The sequence below is a fragment of the Vibrio artabrorum genome, assembly GCF_024347295.1.
Classification (GTDB): Bacteria; Pseudomonadota; Gammaproteobacteria; order Enterobacterales; family Vibrionaceae; genus Vibrio; species Vibrio artabrorum.
Genome location: NZ_AP025459.1, coordinates 1,062,284 through 1,080,132 on the forward strand (window position 1 = coordinate 1,062,284; position 17,849 = coordinate 1,080,132).

17 protein-coding genes are annotated in these 17,849 nt (G+C 42.8%); 4 read left to right on the top strand and 13 right to left on the bottom strand.

Annotated features, from left to right (window positions below; translation table 11 throughout):
• Positions 1-41: 41 nt before the first annotated feature.
• The 4 genes from pntB to OCU36_RS18755 all read right to left on the bottom strand — a co-directional run bounded on the left by pntB (position 42) and on the right by OCU36_RS18755 (position 3,986).
• Entirely contained in the window at positions 42-1,439 is a 1,398-nt protein-coding gene (gene pntB, locus OCU36_RS18740; protein ID WP_261840012.1) for a Re/Si-specific NAD(P)(+) transhydrogenase subunit beta, read from the bottom strand.
• 10 nt (positions 1,440-1,449) lie between these two features.
• On the bottom strand, positions 1,450-2,997 hold the full coding sequence (gene pntA / locus OCU36_RS18745; protein ID WP_261840013.1) for a Re/Si-specific NAD(P)(+) transhydrogenase subunit alpha: 1,548 nt from the start codon (positions 2,995-2,997) through the stop codon (positions 1,450-1,452).
• 298 nt (positions 2,998-3,295) lie between these two features.
• Positions 3,296-3,577, bottom strand: coding sequence for an HlyU family transcriptional regulator (locus OCU36_RS18750; RefSeq protein ID WP_261840014.1), 282 nt, complete (start codon positions 3,575-3,577; stop codon positions 3,296-3,298).
• Between the two features lie 46 nt (positions 3,578-3,623).
• Positions 3,624-3,986, bottom strand: coding sequence for a late competence development ComFB family protein (locus tag OCU36_RS18755; RefSeq protein WP_261840015.1), 363 nt, complete (start codon positions 3,984-3,986; stop codon positions 3,624-3,626).
• A gap of 294 nt (positions 3,987-4,280) precedes the next feature.
• Between OCU36_RS18755 and OCU36_RS18760 the strand changes: the two genes are divergently transcribed.
• Positions 4,281-5,531, top strand: coding sequence for a GGDEF domain-containing protein (locus tag OCU36_RS18760; RefSeq protein ID WP_261840016.1), 1,251 nt, complete (start codon positions 4,281-4,283; stop codon positions 5,529-5,531).
• Positions 5,532-5,578: 47 nt separating this feature from the next.
• On the opposite strand, the gene OCU36_RS18765 is transcribed toward OCU36_RS18760, so the two are convergent.
• Together OCU36_RS18765 and OCU36_RS18770 are read right to left on the bottom strand one after the other, a co-directional pair.
• Complete coding sequence (locus OCU36_RS18765) at positions 5,579-6,589, bottom strand: Solitary outer membrane autotransporter beta-barrel domain (protein ID WP_261840017.1); 1,011 nt, start codon at positions 6,587-6,589, stop codon at positions 5,579-5,581.
• Positions 6,590-6,660: 71 nt separating this feature from the next.
• A complete protein-coding gene (locus OCU36_RS18770) occupies positions 6,661-7,635 on the bottom strand; it encodes a diguanylate cyclase (RefSeq protein ID WP_261840018.1) in 975 nt (324 codons plus the stop codon).
• Between the two features lie 131 nt (positions 7,636-7,766).
• On the opposite strand from OCU36_RS18770, the gene OCU36_RS18775 reads away from it, so the two are divergent.
• A complete protein-coding gene (locus tag OCU36_RS18775; protein WP_261840019.1) occupies positions 7,767-8,204 on the top strand; it encodes a DUF3069 domain-containing protein in 438 nt (145 codons plus the stop codon).
• 243 nt (positions 8,205-8,447) lie between these two features.
• Here the strand turns inward: OCU36_RS18775 and modC are convergent, their stop codons facing one another.
• Genes modC through OCU36_RS18795 form a run of 4 tightly spaced genes read right to left on the bottom strand, consistent with a single transcriptional unit; the run spans position 8,448 to position 12,511 of the window.
• Positions 8,448-9,554 carry a molybdenum ABC transporter ATP-binding protein ModC gene (gene modC / locus OCU36_RS18780; RefSeq protein ID WP_261840020.1) on the bottom strand — a complete coding sequence of 369 codons (1,107 nt, stop codon included), beginning with the start codon at positions 9,552-9,554 and terminating at the stop codon, positions 8,448-8,450.
• Complete coding sequence (gene modB / locus OCU36_RS18785) at positions 9,551-10,249, bottom strand: molybdate ABC transporter permease subunit (RefSeq protein WP_261840021.1); 699 nt, start codon at positions 10,247-10,249, stop codon at positions 9,551-9,553. Before modB ends, modC begins: the two co-directional genes overlap by 4 nt.
• Positions 10,246-11,007: a molybdate ABC transporter substrate-binding protein gene (modA, locus tag OCU36_RS18790; protein ID WP_261840022.1), complete on the bottom strand. Its 762-nt coding sequence runs from the start codon at positions 11,005-11,007 to the stop codon at positions 10,246-10,248. The genes modB and modA overlap by 4 nt, the downstream gene beginning before the upstream one ends.
• Positions 11,008-11,020: 13 nt before the next feature.
• Positions 11,021-12,511 (bottom strand): cobyric acid synthase, encoded by a 1,491-nt coding sequence (locus OCU36_RS18795; protein WP_261840023.1) that lies wholly within the window; start codon positions 12,509-12,511, stop codon positions 11,021-11,023.
• 278 nt (positions 12,512-12,789) lie between these two features.
• On the opposite strand from OCU36_RS18795, the gene OCU36_RS18800 reads away from it, so the two are divergent.
• Entirely contained in the window at positions 12,790-13,167 is a 378-nt protein-coding gene (locus OCU36_RS18800; protein WP_261840024.1) for a YgiW/YdeI family stress tolerance OB fold protein, read from the top strand.
• A 108-nt stretch (positions 13,168-13,275) separates the two neighbouring features.
• A complete protein-coding gene (locus OCU36_RS18805; protein ID WP_261840025.1) occupies positions 13,276-13,800 on the top strand; it encodes a hypothetical protein in 525 nt (174 codons plus the stop codon).
• A 121-nt stretch (positions 13,801-13,921) separates the two neighbouring features.
• Here the strand turns inward: OCU36_RS18805 and OCU36_RS18810 are convergent, their stop codons facing one another.
• The 3 genes from OCU36_RS18810 to OCU36_RS18820 all read right to left on the bottom strand — a co-directional run bounded on the left by OCU36_RS18810 (position 13,922) and on the right by OCU36_RS18820 (position 17,703).
• Positions 13,922-15,529, bottom strand: a complete 1,608-nt coding sequence (locus OCU36_RS18810; protein ID WP_261840026.1) for an ABC-F family ATPase — start codon at positions 15,527-15,529, stop codon at positions 13,922-13,924.
• Positions 15,530-15,820: 291 nt separating this feature from the next.
• On the bottom strand, positions 15,821-16,507 hold the full coding sequence (locus OCU36_RS18815) for an ATP-dependent zinc protease family protein (protein ID WP_261840027.1): 687 nt from the start codon (positions 16,505-16,507) through the stop codon (positions 15,821-15,823).
• A gap of 11 nt (positions 16,508-16,518) precedes the next feature.
• Entirely contained in the window at positions 16,519-17,703 is a 1,185-nt protein-coding gene (locus tag OCU36_RS18820) for an amino acid aminotransferase (RefSeq protein WP_261840028.1), read from the bottom strand.
• Between the last annotated feature and the right edge of the window lie 146 nt (positions 17,704-17,849).

The following is a 17,849-nucleotide window of genomic DNA, read 5'->3' on the forward strand; positions in this document are numbered from 1 at the left end:
AAATAGAAGGAACTCATAACGAGTTCCTTCTTATTTTAAGATTAAAGGTGCTCTAAGATTCCCAAGCAACTCTGTTTCGCATCACCAAACAGCATTTGCGTGTTTTCTTTAAAGAACAATGGATTCTGCACACCTGCATAACCCGTGTTCATCGAACGTTTAAATACGATAACATTTTGAGCATTCCAAACTTCCAGTACTGGCATACCAGCAATTGGGCTATTTGGATCTTCTAACGCAGCTGGATTCACAGTGTCATTCGCACCGATAACCAATACCGTATCTGTATCATCAAAGTCATCATTGATTTCGTCCATTTCAAGAACGACATCGTAAGGTACTTTTGCTTCAGCAAGCAGTACGTTCATGTGACCCGGTAATCTACCAGCAACAGGGTGGATACCAAATCGAACCTTAATACCTTGAGCACGCAGCTTTTCAGTGATGGCGTGAACGGGATATTGAGCTTGTGCTACTGCCATGCCGTATCCAGGAGTGATAATTACTGATTTTGAGTTTTTCAGCATATCAGCCACATCTTCAGCTGATGTTTCACGGTGTTCACCCTGCTCTTCATCGCCATCAGACACAGCCACTTCTTGGCCAAATCCACCCGCAATAACGCTAATGAACGAGCGATTCATCGCCTTACACATAATGTAAGAGAGAATTGCACCCGACGAACCAACCAACGCACCGGTTACGATAAGCAAATCATTCGCCAGCATGAAACCTGCTGCTGCTGCTGCCCAACCAGAATACGAGTTCAGCATAGAAACCACGACTGGCATATCAGCGCCGCCAATCGATGCCACTAAATGATAGCCGAATGCGAAAGCAATCAGTGTCATCACCATTAACGCAAACATGCTGCCATCCGCTTTCACAAACATGATCATCAGCAGTGCAGAAATTACGATAGCCGCTAGGTTCCACTTGTGCTTATGAGGGATGTTCAATGCAGACGAAGAGATAACGCCGCGAAGCTTACCAAACGCAACAATAGAACCCGTGAAAGTGACCGCACCGATAAATACCCCAAGGAACACTTCCACTAAGTGGATAACGTGCTCTGCATGAATATCTGCAGGGTTGATCGAAACAGCAGTCGGTGGATCGATATAGCTGTTATAACCCACAAGTACCGCCGCCATACCCACAAAGCTGTGCAGAATAGCCACCAGCTCAGGCATTTCAGTCATTTCTACTTTTCTTGCGTAGTGGATACCAATGCCACCGCCGATCACCATTGCAATAATGATCCACACAATACCAGCAGAATGAGGGCCAAAGATCGTCGCGATCAATGCGATTGCCATACCTGTAATACCGTAATAGTTACCCGCACGTGCAGATTCCTGTTTCGATAATCCAGCCAAACTCATGATAAAAAATACAGCAGCAACAATATAAGCTGCTTGTACTAATCCTTCAGACATCTGTTACTCCTTAGTCTTTACGGAACATTTCAAGCATACGTTTGGTCACGGTAAAGCCACCAAAGATATTGATACTTGCAATTAATACGGCAATAAATGATAAGAACGTGACGACGCCACTTCCTTGTCCGATCTGTAACAGTGCACCTACTACAATGATCCCCGAAATCGCGTTCGTCACGGACATCAAAGGCGTATGCAGAGAATGGCTGACATTCCAAACTACGTAATAACCCACCACACAAGCGAGAACAAAAACGGTAAAGTGAGATAAGAACGCAGCTGGAGCAACCGAAGCTACCCAAGCGAATGCACCAACAGCAATTGCCATGCCTGCCGCTTTCTTCATTGGAGAAACAGGTTCTTCAACTTTAGGCTCTGGTTTGGCCGCTTTTGGCTTAGCTTGTTGTGGTTGAGCTGAAACTTGAATCGGTGGAGCTGGCCAAGTGACCTCGCCCTCTTTAACGACAGTAACACCACGCAGAACAACATCTTCAAAGTCGATATTGATGTTGCCATCTTTCTCTTTGCAAAGCAGTTTCAGCAGGTTAACTAGATTCGTTGCATACAGTTGAGATGATTGAGTCGGTAGACGACCAACCATATCGGTGTAACCGACAACCTTTACGCCATTCGCCGTTGTAATGACTTGATCCGCAACCGTGTATTCACAGTTACCGCCATTGGCTGCCGCAAGGTCTACAATCACACTACCTGCACTCATGCTGTCTACCATCTCTTTGGTAATCAGCTTAGGCGCAGGGCGACCTGGAATCAGCGCCGTTGTAATGATGATATCGACGTCTTTCGCTTGAGCGGCATAAAGCTCTTCGGCTTTCTTATTGAATGCTTCAGACATCTCTTTAGCGTAGCCATCACCCGCACCGGTATCTTCTTGGAAATCCACTTCCAAGAACTCCGCGCCCATTGACTCAACTTGTTCTTTTACTTCAGGGCGAACATCGAACGAACGAACGATAGCGCCTAAGCTACCCGCCGCGCCTATTGCTGCCAAGCCAGCAACACCCGCACCGGCAACCAATACTTTTGCGGGCGGAACTTTACCAGCTGCTGTAATTTGACCGGTAAAAAATCGACCAAATTCATGCGCGGCTTCAACAACAGCACGATAACCTGCGATGTTTGCCATAGAACTCAATGCATCGAGTGCTTGAGCTCTTGAAATTCGTGGGACAGAATCCATCGCCATCACGTTAATATTGCGAGTGGACAATTGTTCCATTAATTCTGGGTTTTGCGCTGGCCAAATAAAGCTGACCAATGTTGCGCCATCTTTGAGTAATTCGATTTCATTTTTATTATCGTCAACGATCGGAGCGTTAACTTTAAAGATAATATCGGACTTCCAAGCCTCATCGGCGGTAACAACTTTTGCTCCAGCTTGTTCATACGCTGCATCTTCAAAACTTGCTAACGCACCAGCTTGTGACTCAACACAAACTTCAAACCCTAATTTTAATAGCTGTTCTACCGATTTCGGCGAAGCAGCGACTCGCGTTTCTCCCGCGAGTGTTTCTCTTGGTACACCAATTTGCATAGCGATTCCTTGACTATTGGCACAATGACTTGTTCGTTTGTATCTAACGACAACTAATACTTCAAGCGTTTTATTCAAAGAACAGGAAAAGTTATTACTTATAACGATTTAGTTGAGTTTTCGGCGCTTCATTTCGACAAAAGTTGGCTTCCTTAAAGCAATGCCTCAAATCACTGACTAGCCACCCTTTTAGTAACAACCCACTCGCTGGTCCTTGTATCTAAAACGAAAAAAACTTTCAACATAGACACTTGAAAGTTCCATAAATGATGACCGACATCAACCTAATATTAATTGATTAACTAAAAATATTACCGCTCATTTGATCAATGAACATCTGTGATTTTTTGAGCATCAATTGATTAGCATCTTCTTTGTTTGAAACGACATCAGAACGAATAAAGCGATGAGTTTTGATTTCGCCATCGACTTCTTTCTCAATTCGCCCAGCAACGCGGTACTGACCAGACTCTGCAATGGCATCTTGGTAAATACTGAACCCTTTGTATTCCACTGGTTCAATTTCTACTTTTTGTTCAGTTTTTTCTTTACCACCAAATAATCTAGAAAAAAATCCCACTGGTTAACCCTCATTAACTAACTGAACTGCCTTTAAAATATCATGACTATTTGCCATTCAACAACGGCTTTTCATACCATTGTAATTCTACGTCATCATCAAATATGTGTTGACTAAATATTACGGGAACATTGTCGTCACGTTCACGTCTTCGATCGTCAATAATCATGCTTTCTGCATTTTTGACCGCAATCACACTATTTCGTTTATAGAGCACCAATTTGTTTTCTGGCAATGCGGAAAGAAAATCGATATCAAAGCGGATATAAATGGGTTTAAGTTGACCCAACGCCAGGCATGCAAGATCAGCCAACTGTTCGTTGGTATAACTAGAAACATATTTATCACTACTCAAAACATGTCCAACGAGTGTTTCCATATAGTTATGTACATCCACACTGATTTGCATACCACATCTCCGTCTATAGCGTTTAATAATGTCATTCTTAATAATGGACTAATATTGACCATTAATGTTTACATATGACCTTTTGATAAGTATCCATAACGACTCGTTGATTTTTCATATATAATGTCTAGCTTGCTCTAACACGAATAGCAAATCAAATACATATAGGGTGCATCGAATGGAGTGTATGCCTTGCTCTTACACCAATGTGTGCAAAAGTTTGGCAATGGCATATTAAAATGTGACCTATATGAACATTATAAGATCATCAGTAAACTCAGGTTCACCATATAAATGACATCTTCTTTCGTAACGTCGAGCTTGTTTCGATTTTGCTCTCCCCTAGTTCTGTTGGCAATGATATTTTTAGGTATGAACAGTGTCATCCATGTGACGGTTTCAAACCTAGGCTTTGCTAGCAACCTGCCGTACATTCTTTTGAGCTTTGCCGTTTTGTTATGCCATACCTTCAGACAAGGTAGAATGGCAATGGTGTCTCTTAGCTTACTTGTGGCGTACCTCATAATCCAAATTCGTTTGCAAACGCCACTGAATACCGGCACGACTTTACTTGAGCTGTCTCTACTGGCTACTTTACTACCCGTTGCCTGTTTATTGGTCTATGCGTTTCCGAATAACGGCGTTAACTCAAAATCGATGCTACTTTATGCCATCATCGTCGCGCTGTTTATCATTTGGGCACAGCTTTTTGTATCTTACTTCCAAGATGGCGGTTTTAAATCATGGAGTGAAGGAGTCCTATTTACGGTTAACGGCTTATCTAGACTGCCATTTGTTCTTGTTTTATATAGTCTAAGTTTACTGGGCTTAACATCCATTTTAGTTTTGATTTATAACCGCTCTATTGATGCTGTGGTTTATAGCACTATCTTACTTACATCATGCACATTCATCCTTTTTGATGTCCAATTCATCTCAAGCACTATGTTTTCAACATTAGGGCTCTTAATGATCATTTATGTGATGTCAGCAAGCCACGATATGGCATTTAACGACCAACTGACTAACATCCCTGGCCGACATGCGTTAGAAGTTGATATGAAACATTTAGGCCGTAAATACTCAATGGCGATGATCGATATCGATCACTTCAAAAAGTTTAATGATACCTACGGGCATGATATCGGTGATGACGTACTAAGACTGGTAGCCCGCCTTATTACCGAGACAGGCGGTGGTGCTCGTGCTTATCGCTACGGTGGTGAAGAGTTCACGATCCTTTTTAAAAGTAAGCATGCTGAACAAGTAAAGCCACACTTACAAACGCTCATTGCTAATATACAGAAATACGACATGATTATTCGTAATACCAACAGTCGTCCGGAGAATCATGAATTAGGCATAAAAAAACGTGGGTATAGTAACCAACCGATGAAAACGGTAAACGTCACCATAAGTATTGGTCTGTCTGATAACACAACAACCAAACAGCCTGAAGATGTATTGAAACTTGCTGATAACGCACTTTACAAAGCCAAAGAAGCGGGCCGAAACAGGCTATGCGAAAGTTTGGTATCGCAATAGTTTGCAGTAAGCCGAACAGAAGCGTCAACAAGCAGAAGAGAAGGTCATTAGTCTTGGTTAAAGAAAATAACCAAGCTCCCTCCTTTTAGATTACTTCCGTAATTGATCGTAAATCCGATACCTACGTTATCAACCCAATCATTAAAAAGGTTAGGGTCGAGCAACCAACCTATACTGCCTTCATAATAAGATCTCGTCCCCATTGAATTAACAGTATCACCACCAATTTCAATCCTTTTGATACTCGAGTACATCGAGGTGACGTTTTTATCCCAATGTATCAAGTCATAGAATACTTTCGCCTCATTTGCGATGTACCAACCTTCAGGGCGACCAACGTTACCATTATTCGCCTCGCCCCATCCAACACCTTTGAAGTAATGCCAACTGGAACTGAATTTGTATTTTCCCCAGTCACTCTTATCTTCATATGTGAGTTTGATTTTAGGCTCAATGATGTATGCCCATGCGTCAGTATTAACATAGACGCCATCTAATAATCCTCGAATGGGCTCAGAGATTGAAGAACGATACTCAAAGTCGTTACGATAGTAAGAAAAGTGGTTACCAATCGCAGAAGTGAAGCTCCAGTGGTCATCTAATTGGGTTATGTTAGCAAATTCGACATAACCAGAAACAACCGATTCTTTTTGAAGATCACTCTGCACGTTAGGGGCGAACGAGATGTCCTTTTCAATTCTTAGGGCAGACAGACGTAAGGTCACCTCTTGATGATTATCTTCAATGTACTGTGGCAGTTCAAACGTGTATGGCAGGATTATCGATGTAATATCTTGTCTCCGCTCCACCGAGTCACTGGAGCCAATTTGGTCATTATCTAAACGAAAGACTTTATTCGGATCGAAATTATTAACGCCAAAGGTAAATACATCCGTATCGTTAAGCAATACGCCTGCCGCGAACGTTTGTTCGATATTCTTTCTGGAAGAATTTGACAACGCAGAAGCATTAACTACCGAGGGAAAAACAGTACAAAGCAGTGATAATACGGTTGCCCTGTTTGTTAATACTGTTGAGTAAAACTTAAAATACGACATATTTTTTCACTAAATTGCTTCCTAGCTTAGTGCTATTAGAAGTATAAAATCAAATATCTAAATGAGTTCGCCTATTCACGAGCAAGCTTTACAATGCTGTGATGTATAAAGGTGTTTCTGCCGCTTTGTTTTGCTTGATAAAGCGATTGATCCACCTGTTCATAAATTGAGGCGATAGGCTCATCCCCTCTAGGTACAAATGACAGAACACCTTGCGACACGGTCACCCGATCAGACACCCTAGAATGAGCATGCGCGTAATTCATTTCATGCAGCGCTTCTTTGATTCGCGAAGCCTGTACATGAGCGTTTTCGCCATCGGTATCACTTAGAATTAGAATAAATTCTTCTCCACCATAGCGACCTACATATTCACCGGCACGTACAAACAATCGCTTTAAGATAGTTGCGAGGCTCTGTAAGCATCTATCCCCTTGAATATGCCCATAATTATCATTGTAAGGCTTAAAAAAGTCTACATCTAAAAGAATCACTGACATACATACCTTTCTTCGCCCATGCCAAGCAATGCTCTCTTCAAGCTTAGTATCCATATATCGACGATTATATAACTTAGTTAAACCGTCTTCATTAGCTTGCTGTTGTAGGAGTATATTCAGTTCTTCAAGTTTGGCAGTACTTTGCTTTAACTCTCGCCTCATATGTGCAATGCGCTGCATGGCAATCAGCTTGGAATTCAAAACGACTTTATTAACAGGTTTGATAAGGTAATCGTCGCCCCCTGCATCAATCGCTTTAGCAATCATTTCAGGCTCTTCATGCCCACTTAAAAAGATGATAGGTACCCATTCAGGAAATTGCCTACGGACTTCGCTCGCCACTTCAAAACCGTCCATGTCTGGCATACTAATATCAAGTAAAACAAGTTCAGGATCAAAATCACAATAAACATTCAGGGCTTGTTTTCCGCTACCAACAGCTTCGACAATGTGACCCAGTTGTTTGAGTCGAATAGCAAGTTGCATCCGATCTAGTTGAACGTCATCAACCAACAATATGCGCATCGATGAACCTTTTTCTATCATCACATCACCTTTATCTAGTGCTTAATATTGAAAGTAGCTCAAATTGAGGCTTAAATCATGCCCTAATTTCTATATTATGTTGACTTTTTTACAGATTTTTTTAGCATAGTTTCTTTTTGAAGAGAAATACTATGTCAGACGCGACAAGCAACGAACCACAAGAAATCGATTTAGCCACTGTCTCACCAGAGCTTCGTCAAGTTATCGAATTTGATGAAGTTCCAAAAGAGATGCACTTTATGGTTACTTCTATTCATGAAGTGTCTGAGGAAGCAGTACGTGAAGCATGGAGCAGCCTTCCAGCAAGCGCACAAAATGTTTTAGACAATTTCGAACAATTCCACGCGCTTATCTCTGTTAGTCAAGCTTTTGCAGGCATCAATGTAATGGAAGAGTTCCCAACTCTTAAATTACCTGAAGACATGACTGATGAAGAAAAAGAAGAGTACCGTGCGCAACTGCTAGACCAAGTTCTACACAACTGTGTCAAAGACATGGTTAAACAAATCAAGAAAGCTCGTCGCGACGCTATCTTGAAGCGTGATTTTAAAGAAGTTTTTACTAAGTAAGTCGCCAAGCGCTGAACACAATCTAAGCGCCAACAGCATAGTAATGACTAAGCCGCATGTTAGTTCAAACTCGCGGCTTTTTTTGTGCCCACGCATTCCATTGCCTTTATTGCTCTATGGTGTCTTTTCGTTTGTCACAATGCTCACTCAGACACATAGATTGTGACGTAAACGTCCATTTATCCGGTATAACACGACATTGGTCTCTCTTTGCGCCGTTAATGTCAAACATCAATAAACAAATCAATGCGTCACGGCAATATCTCGTTGAGCGACACTCACACCTTTTATTTGCGCGTAAACACGTTGCCCTATGTCTAGATTCAACTCGTCCAGTGCCCATAAGGTAATGGTTGCCCATAGATAGCATCCAGACTCTAACTCTAACTCGACAGACACACTCTGTTTGTCTGTGCCTTGCTGGTGCGTCTCTATACTTTTAATGGTCACAGGGAGAATATTACGTATGGAAGTCCCATTTGGCTTTTCTAGCGAAATAGAAACGTCGTTTGCCCTAACTTGCAGTCTCAAAGCAGTACCGATCTCGCTGGATACCTTCTGAACCCATAACGACGTCGATTTCCCTATTGTCAAACGTGACAATGCATAATCATCATTATGTTCCGTTAAGCGTGCTTCAAATAGTGAGCTCTGTTCTGAGAAAGATTGCCACGGTTGCATGGCTCTTGATGCCCATACCTCTTCCGTTCTGCCGGATGAAATGACTTTCCCCTGGTCGATTATCACTAACTGATTTGCCAAGCGTAAAATTTCGTTAAGACTATGGGTCACGTAAATGATCGGGATCTGAACCGTTTCAGAGAGATTTTCCAAAAAAGGCATCACCTCGCGCTTACGGGGTAAATCGAGAGACGCTAGAGGCTCATCCATCAGTAAAATGCTTGGTTTAGAAAGCAAAGCACGACCTATCGCAACACGTTGCCTTTCCCCCCCTGACAAGCTTACCGGGTAACGGTCTAATAATAAACCGAGAGACAACAAAGAGACTATCTGCTCAAAGTGCGCTTTATCGACCCTTTTCATTCCGTACTTAAGATTCGCCACCACCTTCATGTGCGGAAATAATCGCGACTCTTGGAACACATAACCCACGTTACGTTTATGAGCCGGCAAGTTAATGCCACTATCACTATCAAATAAGGTCCGTCCTGACACACTGATTACGCCCTTGTCCGGCGGTTTAAGTCCACTAATCGCATTGATAAGTGATGTTTTACCGGCACCGGAACGACCGAAAATGGCAGTAATACCATGACTCGGCAATTCTAAATCAATGTCAAAAAACGATTCACCAAGCTGTTGTTGGTACCGGAGTATCAAAGCACTCATGCTCTTCCCCCTAAACGCTGCGATGATTTTCTATTTAACCATTCAGATAGCATCAATGAGCCGAGCGCGATTACGATAGATATAACACATAAGCGCGCCGCTTCCATTTCTGCGCCGGGTGTTTCGATAAAGGTGTACATGGCCAGTGGGATCGTTTGTGTTTCACCGGGAATATTGGAAACAAAGCTGATGGTGGCACCAAACTCACCGAGGCTTCTCGCGAATGAAAGCATGGTGCCCGTTATGATCCCCGGGATCATTAAAGGTAAGGTGATAGTGAAAAACACTCGAATCGGAGAAGCGCCGAGTGTCGCGGCGGCCTCTTCGAGTTTACTGTCTACCGTTTCTAGGCTCAATCTAATAGAGCGAACCATTAATGGCAACGCCACAACCACACAAGCGAGTGAAGCGCCCTTCCAACTAAAACTGAATACCACACCAAAAACGTCGTTAAGCCACGCACCGATGATGCCTTGTCTGCCCATCATCACTAGCAGCAAATAACCAATGACGACAGGTGGAAGTACCAAAGGTAAATGGACGATGCTCTCTACAATACTTTTGCCCACAAATTGTTTTTTAGCAAGCAGCCACGCTAAACCAATGCCGATAGGAATAAGCCATAAGATGGCAAATCCAGCGACTTTTAAGCTCAGCATTAAAGCTTGGTATTCGTATTCCGATAAATACATCATTTATTCACTTTAAATCCAAAGCTATTCAGGATCTCTTTGGCTTTATCACTCTTAAGGAAAGCATAAAAGTCTTTCGCAATGGCCTTATTGCTCAAATTCGCTACAGGGTAACGTATAGGGGTGTGTAGATCGGATGGAAATGTCGACACTAAGTTCACTTCTTTAGAGAGTAACGCATCGGTTTTATAGACAATGCCAAGCTTCGCTTCACCGCGCTCGACTAAGGCCAACGCCATACGAACATTGTTACTTGGTGCTAATCGGTTCTTCACATCATCCCATACGCCCAATGTTTCTAATGCTTCTTTCGCATAAATACCAGCCGGAACCGAAAGCGTGTTGCCAATCGCAAGCCTTTCATTAGTCAGAAAATTAACCCATTGTTCACCTTTTGACTGGTCGAATGTTACCGATGTTCCTTTCGGAGAAATCAGCACGAGTTCGTTTTCACACAAGTTTGTGACATTGTCACTCAAAACCAGCTTCCTATCGACTAAATACGTCATCCACGTGTCGTTTGCTGAAATAAAAATATCGGTGGGTGCTCCTCGTTCAATTTGTCGCACCAAAGAAGACGTGCTCGCATACACAGGGATGACATCGACTGAATGCTCTTTCTCAAACTCTTCAACCAGTAGGTTAACAGCGTTGGTCATAGATGATGCGGCGTAAATTCGTAGCTTTTCTGCGGCCAGAATATTCATCGAACTCAACAGGGAACTAAACGCTAGGCTAAAAAGGATGATTTGCTTTCTCATTATTCTCTCTTATCTATGATTCTTGTTCAGTTCTGGTTAACACTGGGAGTTCCGGCCAAAGTAAGTCAAGATTCAAGTGCTCTTCAATAGCATCTGCGATTCGATTAATTCCCACCTCTTTAAGCTGTTCGTGATCAATCGATGTCACGTCGTTGGCACCTGCCCATTCGCAAATAAGCGATAGTGCATCACTACTATCGAACACGCCATGTAGATAAGTACCAAAAATCGAGTTATCTTGATTCACTGCGCCATCTAGGCTGCCTGATTCCAATTGAATCGGCAACAGTGCTTCTTTGACATCCGTCTTACCAACGTGAATTTCATACCCTTTGACTGGCGCTTTTTTACCATCAAGTGTCATAGTACCGCGCACATTGGTTAACGTTTTCTGTTGCGTTAAGGTCGTTTCTATATTGAGATATCCGAGCCCTTCACTGCTACCAGGATCCCCCTCAACACCACTCGGATCGTGGATGAGCTTCCCTAACATCTGGTAACCACCACAGATCCCGACCACTTTACCACCCAAGCGTAGATGACGCTGAACGTCTTTATCCCACCCTTGCTGTTTTAGATAATCCAGATCCGCTCGAACAGACTTTGTACCCGGTAACACGATCAAATCAGCGTTATTGAGTCGTTCACCTTTGCCGACATAACGCAAATCTATCGATGGATTAAGCCTCAACGCATCAAAATCTGTATGATTACTGATTCGCGTTAGCACAGGCACCACAACCTTAAGCTTAGCCTCCCCATTAGATTCTTGTGCAGAAGTAATGGCATCTTCCGCTTCAAGATTAAAGCCATGCAAATATGGCAATACCCCAATGACCGGCTTTCCTGTTTTCTCTTCTAGCCAATCTAAACCAGACTGAAGAAGCGCAATATCACCTCTAAAGCGGTTAATGACAAAGCCTTTTACGCGAGCCTGTTCGGACTCAGACAATAGCGCTAATGTGCCGTAGAGATGCGCAAAAACGCCACCACGGTCAATGTCTGCCACGATAATTACCGGGATATCCGCTTTTTCAGCAAATCCCATGTTGGCGATATCATTTTCACGAAGATTAATTTCAGCGGGGCTACCAGCACCTTCAATCATGATGCTTTCATATTCTGCAAAAAGTCGATCAAAAGAATCGATAACCGTAGTCATCGCCACTTTCTTGTAATCATGATAACCGGTCGCTTCCATATTGCTCAGCGCTCGGCCTTGAAGAATAACTTGCGCTCCGGTATCTGAGTTAGGTTTTAGCAGTACTGGGTTCATATGCACGCTGGGTTCGATATTACACGCTTGTGCCTGTACTGCTTGTGCACGGCCTATTTCGCCACCATCTTTGGTTACAGCACTGTTCAAAGCCATATTTTGTGGTTTGAAGGGGGCGACTTTGATTCCTTTTCGAGCCAAAACACGGCATAAACCTGCCACCAAAACACTTTTCCCTGCATCTGATGTTGTCCCTTGAACCATAAGGGCGCTTAGTGGTGATCGCATTTGTATTGAAATCCTTAATTGTGTGTTCTTCATCTTAGGTTCGTATCACTTGATGGCCGAGAGAATGGCGACAGACATCATCATCATGGGATGGGCTCACGACACCTAACGTTAAGACGGTACTTATCTCGCACTATATTAACGTCATTACCGAGTAGATGCTCAATAAAATGAACAGAAAATGAATGCCTTGCTCACTGTGGATTCAATCTTAACGTTGTCTAATGTCGCCCTCAAAACAATTGTTTAAATCAAAAGTCAACACCTAAGGATTCATCATGAAAAACACCCTATTGACGATCGCAACCACTATTATTCTTGCTCCTACTTTCGCGGTTGCCAGTGACCACGATGACAATAAACACGAGCACGGAATTGTTTATAGCGGACCGATCGAAACGGTTTCTATTGCCAGTCTACTCGACAACACTCGTATGCTTACCGAGCAAGATGCGATTGTAGACGGTAAGATTGTTCGTCAGCTCAACAATGACACGTTTATTTTCTCTGATGGACAGCGTGAAATTCAAATTGAACTCGATGACGACATTCACTTATTACAGCCGCTAACCGCTGACACCAAAGTCCGTATCTTTGGTGAATATGAAGGTGGTAACACACCCGAGATTGAAGTCGATCACATCCAAATTTTGTAAATTGATCACTTAAAACACAGAAAAAATGGTCAACTTCAAATAAATGGCCTGCATATTGCTAGCTATTTTGTATATACTGCTAGAAAATATAATTTATATGGAGTTACCATGCTAGGTCGCACAAACAAGACTGCCCTTTTAGGGTTAGCTGCACTGTGTTCATTCTCTGCGTCTGCAAACAACTTTAACTACAACACATTCGAGATGCGCATGGGAGCAAGCCCAACAACGTTTGGTGGCGAGTTCACAACCCTGTTCACTCAAAATGCTCATTTTATCGGTCGTATTGATAGTGGTTTCGAAGATGACTGGGATGCTGCCGGTGGCGTAGGGTTTAATGGCCCTATTGGTCAGTTCGCTGATATGTATGGTCAGATGTTATTGCATAACATCGAACGCAATGACGAAAACAAGATCAAAACAGAAGTGAATATTGGGGTGCGAGCTTGGGTAATTGCAAATATTGAAGTCAATGCACGACTGGGGCAGCTTATCGATAATGATGATACTAAGTCCATTGTTGGTTTTGGCGCTCGTTTTCACTCCACCGAACAACTTTCTGTTGGTGTCGATCTACGAAATAATGGTACCTATGGACATCAAATCTTAATGTCTGCTCGATTCGGCTTCTAATCTAGATTCATGAATCTGCGATACCAAATAAAAAGCCCTGAGCGATTATGCTCGGGGCTTTTTACTATCAGCAGCTAGCTATCGCTCATATTCCCCTTGTGTTTTATGAGCAATACCTTCCTTATAAATTCACCATCAACATCTTTTTCTGATGATCTAAGTACTCTTCATAAGTACCCTGGAAGCTCACCAATTGTTGGTCTTTCACATCAATAATGTGGGTCGCTAGTGACGAAACAAATTCGCGGTCATGGCTTACGAAAATCAACGTACCAGTATAAACTTTTAACGCATCGTTCAGCGCTTGGATTGCTTCCATATCCATGTGGTTGGTCGGTTCATCCATAACAAGCACGTTGATGTCTTGCATCATTAGCTTACCAAATAGCAGACGGTTCTTCTCACCACCAGAACAGTTACGCGCTTTCTTATTCGCATCATCAGCAGTAAACAATAGACGACCTAAAATACCACGTACCATTAGGTCATCGTGCTTCACTGTGCGCCATTGTGAGATCCAATCGAAGATACTTAAGTCGTTATCAAAGTCAGACGTACTATCTTGTGGGCAGTAGCCTACCGATGCGTTTTCAGACCATTTCACGATACCTTCGTTTTGTTTCAGTTCTTGCACTAGGCATTTTAAGAGTGTGGTTTTACCCACGCCATTCTCACCAATAACCGCAAGACGAGTACCTGCTTCAAGTAATAAGTTACCACCAGCAAACAGTGTTTCGCCATCGAAGCCGTGACCAAGGTCTTGAATCTCTAGCGCTTGACGGTGTAATTTTTTACCTTCACCAAAATCAATTGAAGGGCTCATACGACTGGATGATTTCACTTCATCAAGCGTGATTTTGTCCATTTTCTTAGCACGAGAACTTGCTTGTTTGGCTTTGGATGCGTTCGCACCAAAACGGTTAACGAAATCTTGAAGCTCACTAATTTCAGCCGCTTTCTTAGCATTGCTCGCTAGAAGTTGGTCACGAATCAACCCCGATGCTTCGAGGAAGTACTCGTAGTTACCAGGGTAAATACGCAGTTCACCGTAGTCTATATCCGCCATATGCGTACATACAGAGTTGAGAAAGTGTCTATCATGCGAAATGATGATCATTGTGCATTTACGCTGGTTTAGCTCTTCAGCAAGCCAGTTGATCGTGTGAATGTCCAAGTTGTTGGTTGGTTCATCGAGTAACAAAATATCTGGGTTTGCGAACAACGCTTGCGCCAAAAGAACACGTAATTTCCACCCCGGAGCAACCTGCTGCATCAAGCCAAAGTGGAACTCTTCTTCGATACCGGCTTGGATTAGGATGTCACCGGCGCGGCTTTCTGCTGTGTAGCCATCCATTTCCGCGAACTCGCTTTCAAGTTCAGCGACTTTCATACCGTCGTCTTCGCTCATTTCTGGTAAAGAGTAAATACGGTCACGTTCTTGCTTTACTTGCCACAGCTTTCTGTCACCCATGATCACAACGTCAATTACGCTATACTGTTCAAACGCGAACTGATCTTGGCTTAAAACCCCCAGTTTTTCTCCTGGCGTGATCGACACGTTGCCCGAACTTGGCGCTAACGCTCCACTTAGGATTTTCATAAACGTTGATTTTCCGCAACCATTGGCGCCGATCAAACCGTAGCGGTTGCCGTTACCAAATTTAGCAGAGATGTTTTCAAACAGCGGCTCTGCGCCAAATTGCATTGTGATGTTCGCGGTAGATATCAAAGAACTAATTCCTAAGCATGTACTGACAGATAATGATTAAGCGTGTTTACACGCCTAAATAAGCAGTACGAAAGTATGGATTAAACATAAAACGAAGCGCGGATTATATAGAGATCAGGATCACATTGTCGAGGTTAAACAGTGAACGGATAGCGAACAAAGCGCAATTAGTTACATTTCCTCGGTTATTGGGCAATAAAAAGAAAAAACCCCTGTTAATTCCATTAGCAGGGGTTAGATTCATTAAACAATAAAAGTGCCAGAGCGAATCTGAGTTAAACGCGCTTGACGCTATTTAGCCACTTTTTTCTGAACGTATTTTTGGCCAACATCGACAACGGCAACGTCTCTGAAGAAACTTCTACCCAACAATAATGGGAAAGAGAGGTGTGTTCGATCGGCTAACGTAAATTCGGTTTTATCTTTTAGGTCACCGATTTGAATCGCAGCAACAACCACAGCACGTCGTTGTGTACCTTCTGCGCTTGATTGCTTGATTTTAACCCAGCGCTCTACAGGTAAGCTGATCTCTTCTGTTGTTATACCGTCATGTTCAATTTTGAATTTAACCCAATCTTTTCCATCGCGTTCAAAATTAACAATATCAACCGCACTGATTGAAGAGGTTGTCGCGCCCGTATCGACACGAGCTTTAAACGATTCTTTCAGACCAGGTACAAACACCCACTCCTCTTCACCTAGAATCAGTTTACCGTCGCTTGTCTTCACCGCTTTTTCTACTGGTTTCTCAACCGGTACCGGCTTTTTCTCTGGTTCCGTTGGCTTTACTTCTTCAGGCTTCTCTGCGGGTTGTGTTACTTTTTCGCCTTCCGCAGTGTCAATCTTAGAAGAGTCACCTGCAATCGGTTCTTCAATTTGCGGCTTTTGATCTGGCTCGACTGGGACTTGAGTCGTCGTTGAACAAGCAAACAGACCTCCGCTTAACATAAGAGTTACAATCGCTTTCCAATTATACATTCAGTCACCTTCTATTTTGCTACGTTAGCTATCGCCTTTGCTACATAAGGAATATGAGATTCAGAAAGACCGGCGATATTGATGCGACCATCACCAACACCATAAATGCCATACTCTTCACGTAATTGATTCATTTGAGTTTCTTTAAAGCCTAGTACAGTAAACATACCTTTATGCTTTTCAATGAAGTCAAATTGTGACGTGTTATAAGTATTTCGCAATTCGTCACATAAACTTTGGCGAAGATTTAACAAACGTTGTTGCATTTGACTTAATTCTTGCTTCCAAATAGCGGTTAGCTCTTGATTCTGTAGAATCGTCTTGACCAATGCTGCACCATGATCTGGTGGCATAGTGTAAGTTGAACGAGCCAGCGTAAGCAGTTTACCTTTTGCATTTCCAACGTGCTCGCTGTTCTTACCGATCACGATTGCTGCCCCTGTTCTTTCACGGTATAAGCCAAAGTTTTTCGAACAAGAAGTGGTGATCAACATCTCTTCGACGTTATTCGCCATATGTTGAAGGCCTTTCGCGTCTTCTTCTAGTCCGTCACCAAAGCCTTGGTAGGCAATATCAACGAACGGTATAAAACCATTTTTTTGTGATAATTTGGTGATTTCCTGCCACGCTTCAAAGTCGATGTCGGCACCTGTTGGGTTATGACAGCAACCATGCAGTAATACAACGTCTGACGGACCCGCTTTTGAAAGGTCGTCCAACATCTTTGTCGTATCAACTTGCTTCGTTTCTGGACTAAAGTAATGGTAATAACGAACTTTTAAGCCTGCAGCTTCCATTACCGGTTTATGGTTAACGTAGCTTGGGTTTGAAATCCAAACCGTGGTATTTGGTTGAGAGACTTTCATTAAGTCGCCCAACATACGAAGCGCACCACTTGCACCTGGCGTTTGGATCGCAGCAACACGGTCCATGACTGAAGTCCCTTTAAGCAGCAGATCAACCATGCTCTGGTTAAACTCTTCACAGCCTGCTAGGCCAACATACGCTTTGGTCTTTTGCGTTTCGACAACCCTATCTTGAGCCATAGAAACGGCTTTCATTATAGGTGTTTCACCTTGATCATTTTTATAAACACCAATGCCTAAATCGACTTTATCAGTGCGAGGATCGCTACGATAAGCGACGGAAAGAGATAGAATTGGATCTAAAGTTGGTTTTGGTAGATGTGAAAACATGAAAGTCACAACCCTTTGAAATTCAAGTAATGAACTCCAAGTTATCATTTAACCGATGATTTAAGAAACAGAAATTCGCCTAAGTTAGGTTTTTTAGCCGATAATCCTAGTTAAATTCCCCCCATCCCAACATTCCGGACTTCAGA

What these genes read in the sequence shown, in the direction of transcription:
- pntB (WP_261840012.1), bottom strand. Translation starts at nt 1,439, where the DNA reads ATGTCTGAAGGATTAGTACAAGCAGCTTATATTGTTGCTGCTGTATTT.
- pntA (WP_261840013.1), bottom strand. Translation starts at nt 2,997, where the DNA reads ATGCAAATTGGTGTACCAAGAGAAACACTCGCGGGAGAAACGCGAGTC.
- OCU36_RS18755 (WP_261840015.1), bottom strand. Translation starts at nt 3,986, where the DNA reads ATGCAAATCAGTGTGGATGTACATAACTATATGGAAACACTCGTTGGA.
- OCU36_RS18760 (WP_261840016.1), top strand. Translation starts at nt 4,281, where the DNA reads ATGACATCTTCTTTCGTAACGTCGAGCTTGTTTCGATTTTGCTCTCCC.
- OCU36_RS18765 (WP_261840017.1), bottom strand. Translation starts at nt 6,589, where the DNA reads ATGTCGTATTTTAAGTTTTACTCAACAGTATTAACAAACAGGGCAACC.
- OCU36_RS18770 (WP_261840018.1), bottom strand. Translation starts at nt 7,635, where the DNA reads ATGATAGAAAAAGGTTCATCGATGCGCATATTGTTGGTTGATGACGTT.
- OCU36_RS18775 (WP_261840019.1), top strand. Translation starts at nt 7,767, where the DNA reads ATGTCAGACGCGACAAGCAACGAACCACAAGAAATCGATTTAGCCACT.
- modC (WP_261840020.1), bottom strand. Translation starts at nt 9,554, where the DNA reads ATGAGTGCTTTGATACTCCGGTACCAACAACAGCTTGGTGAATCGTTT.
- modB (WP_261840021.1), bottom strand. Translation starts at nt 10,249, where the DNA reads ATGATGTATTTATCGGAATACGAATACCAAGCTTTAATGCTGAGCTTA.
- modA (WP_261840022.1), bottom strand. Translation starts at nt 11,007, where the DNA reads ATGAGAAAGCAAATCATCCTTTTTAGCCTAGCGTTTAGTTCCCTGTTG.
- OCU36_RS18795 (WP_261840023.1), bottom strand. Translation starts at nt 12,511, where the DNA reads ATGCGATCACCACTAAGCGCCCTTATGGTTCAAGGGACAACATCAGAT.
- OCU36_RS18800 (WP_261840024.1), top strand. Translation starts at nt 12,790, where the DNA reads ATGAAAAACACCCTATTGACGATCGCAACCACTATTATTCTTGCTCCT.
- OCU36_RS18805 (WP_261840025.1), top strand. Translation starts at nt 13,276, where the DNA reads ATGCTAGGTCGCACAAACAAGACTGCCCTTTTAGGGTTAGCTGCACTG.
- OCU36_RS18815 (WP_261840027.1), bottom strand. Translation starts at nt 16,507, where the DNA reads ATGTATAATTGGAAAGCGATTGTAACTCTTATGTTAAGCGGAGGTCTG.
- OCU36_RS18820 (WP_261840028.1), bottom strand. Translation starts at nt 17,703, where the DNA reads ATGTTTTCACATCTACCAAAACCAACTTTAGATCCAATTCTATCTCTT.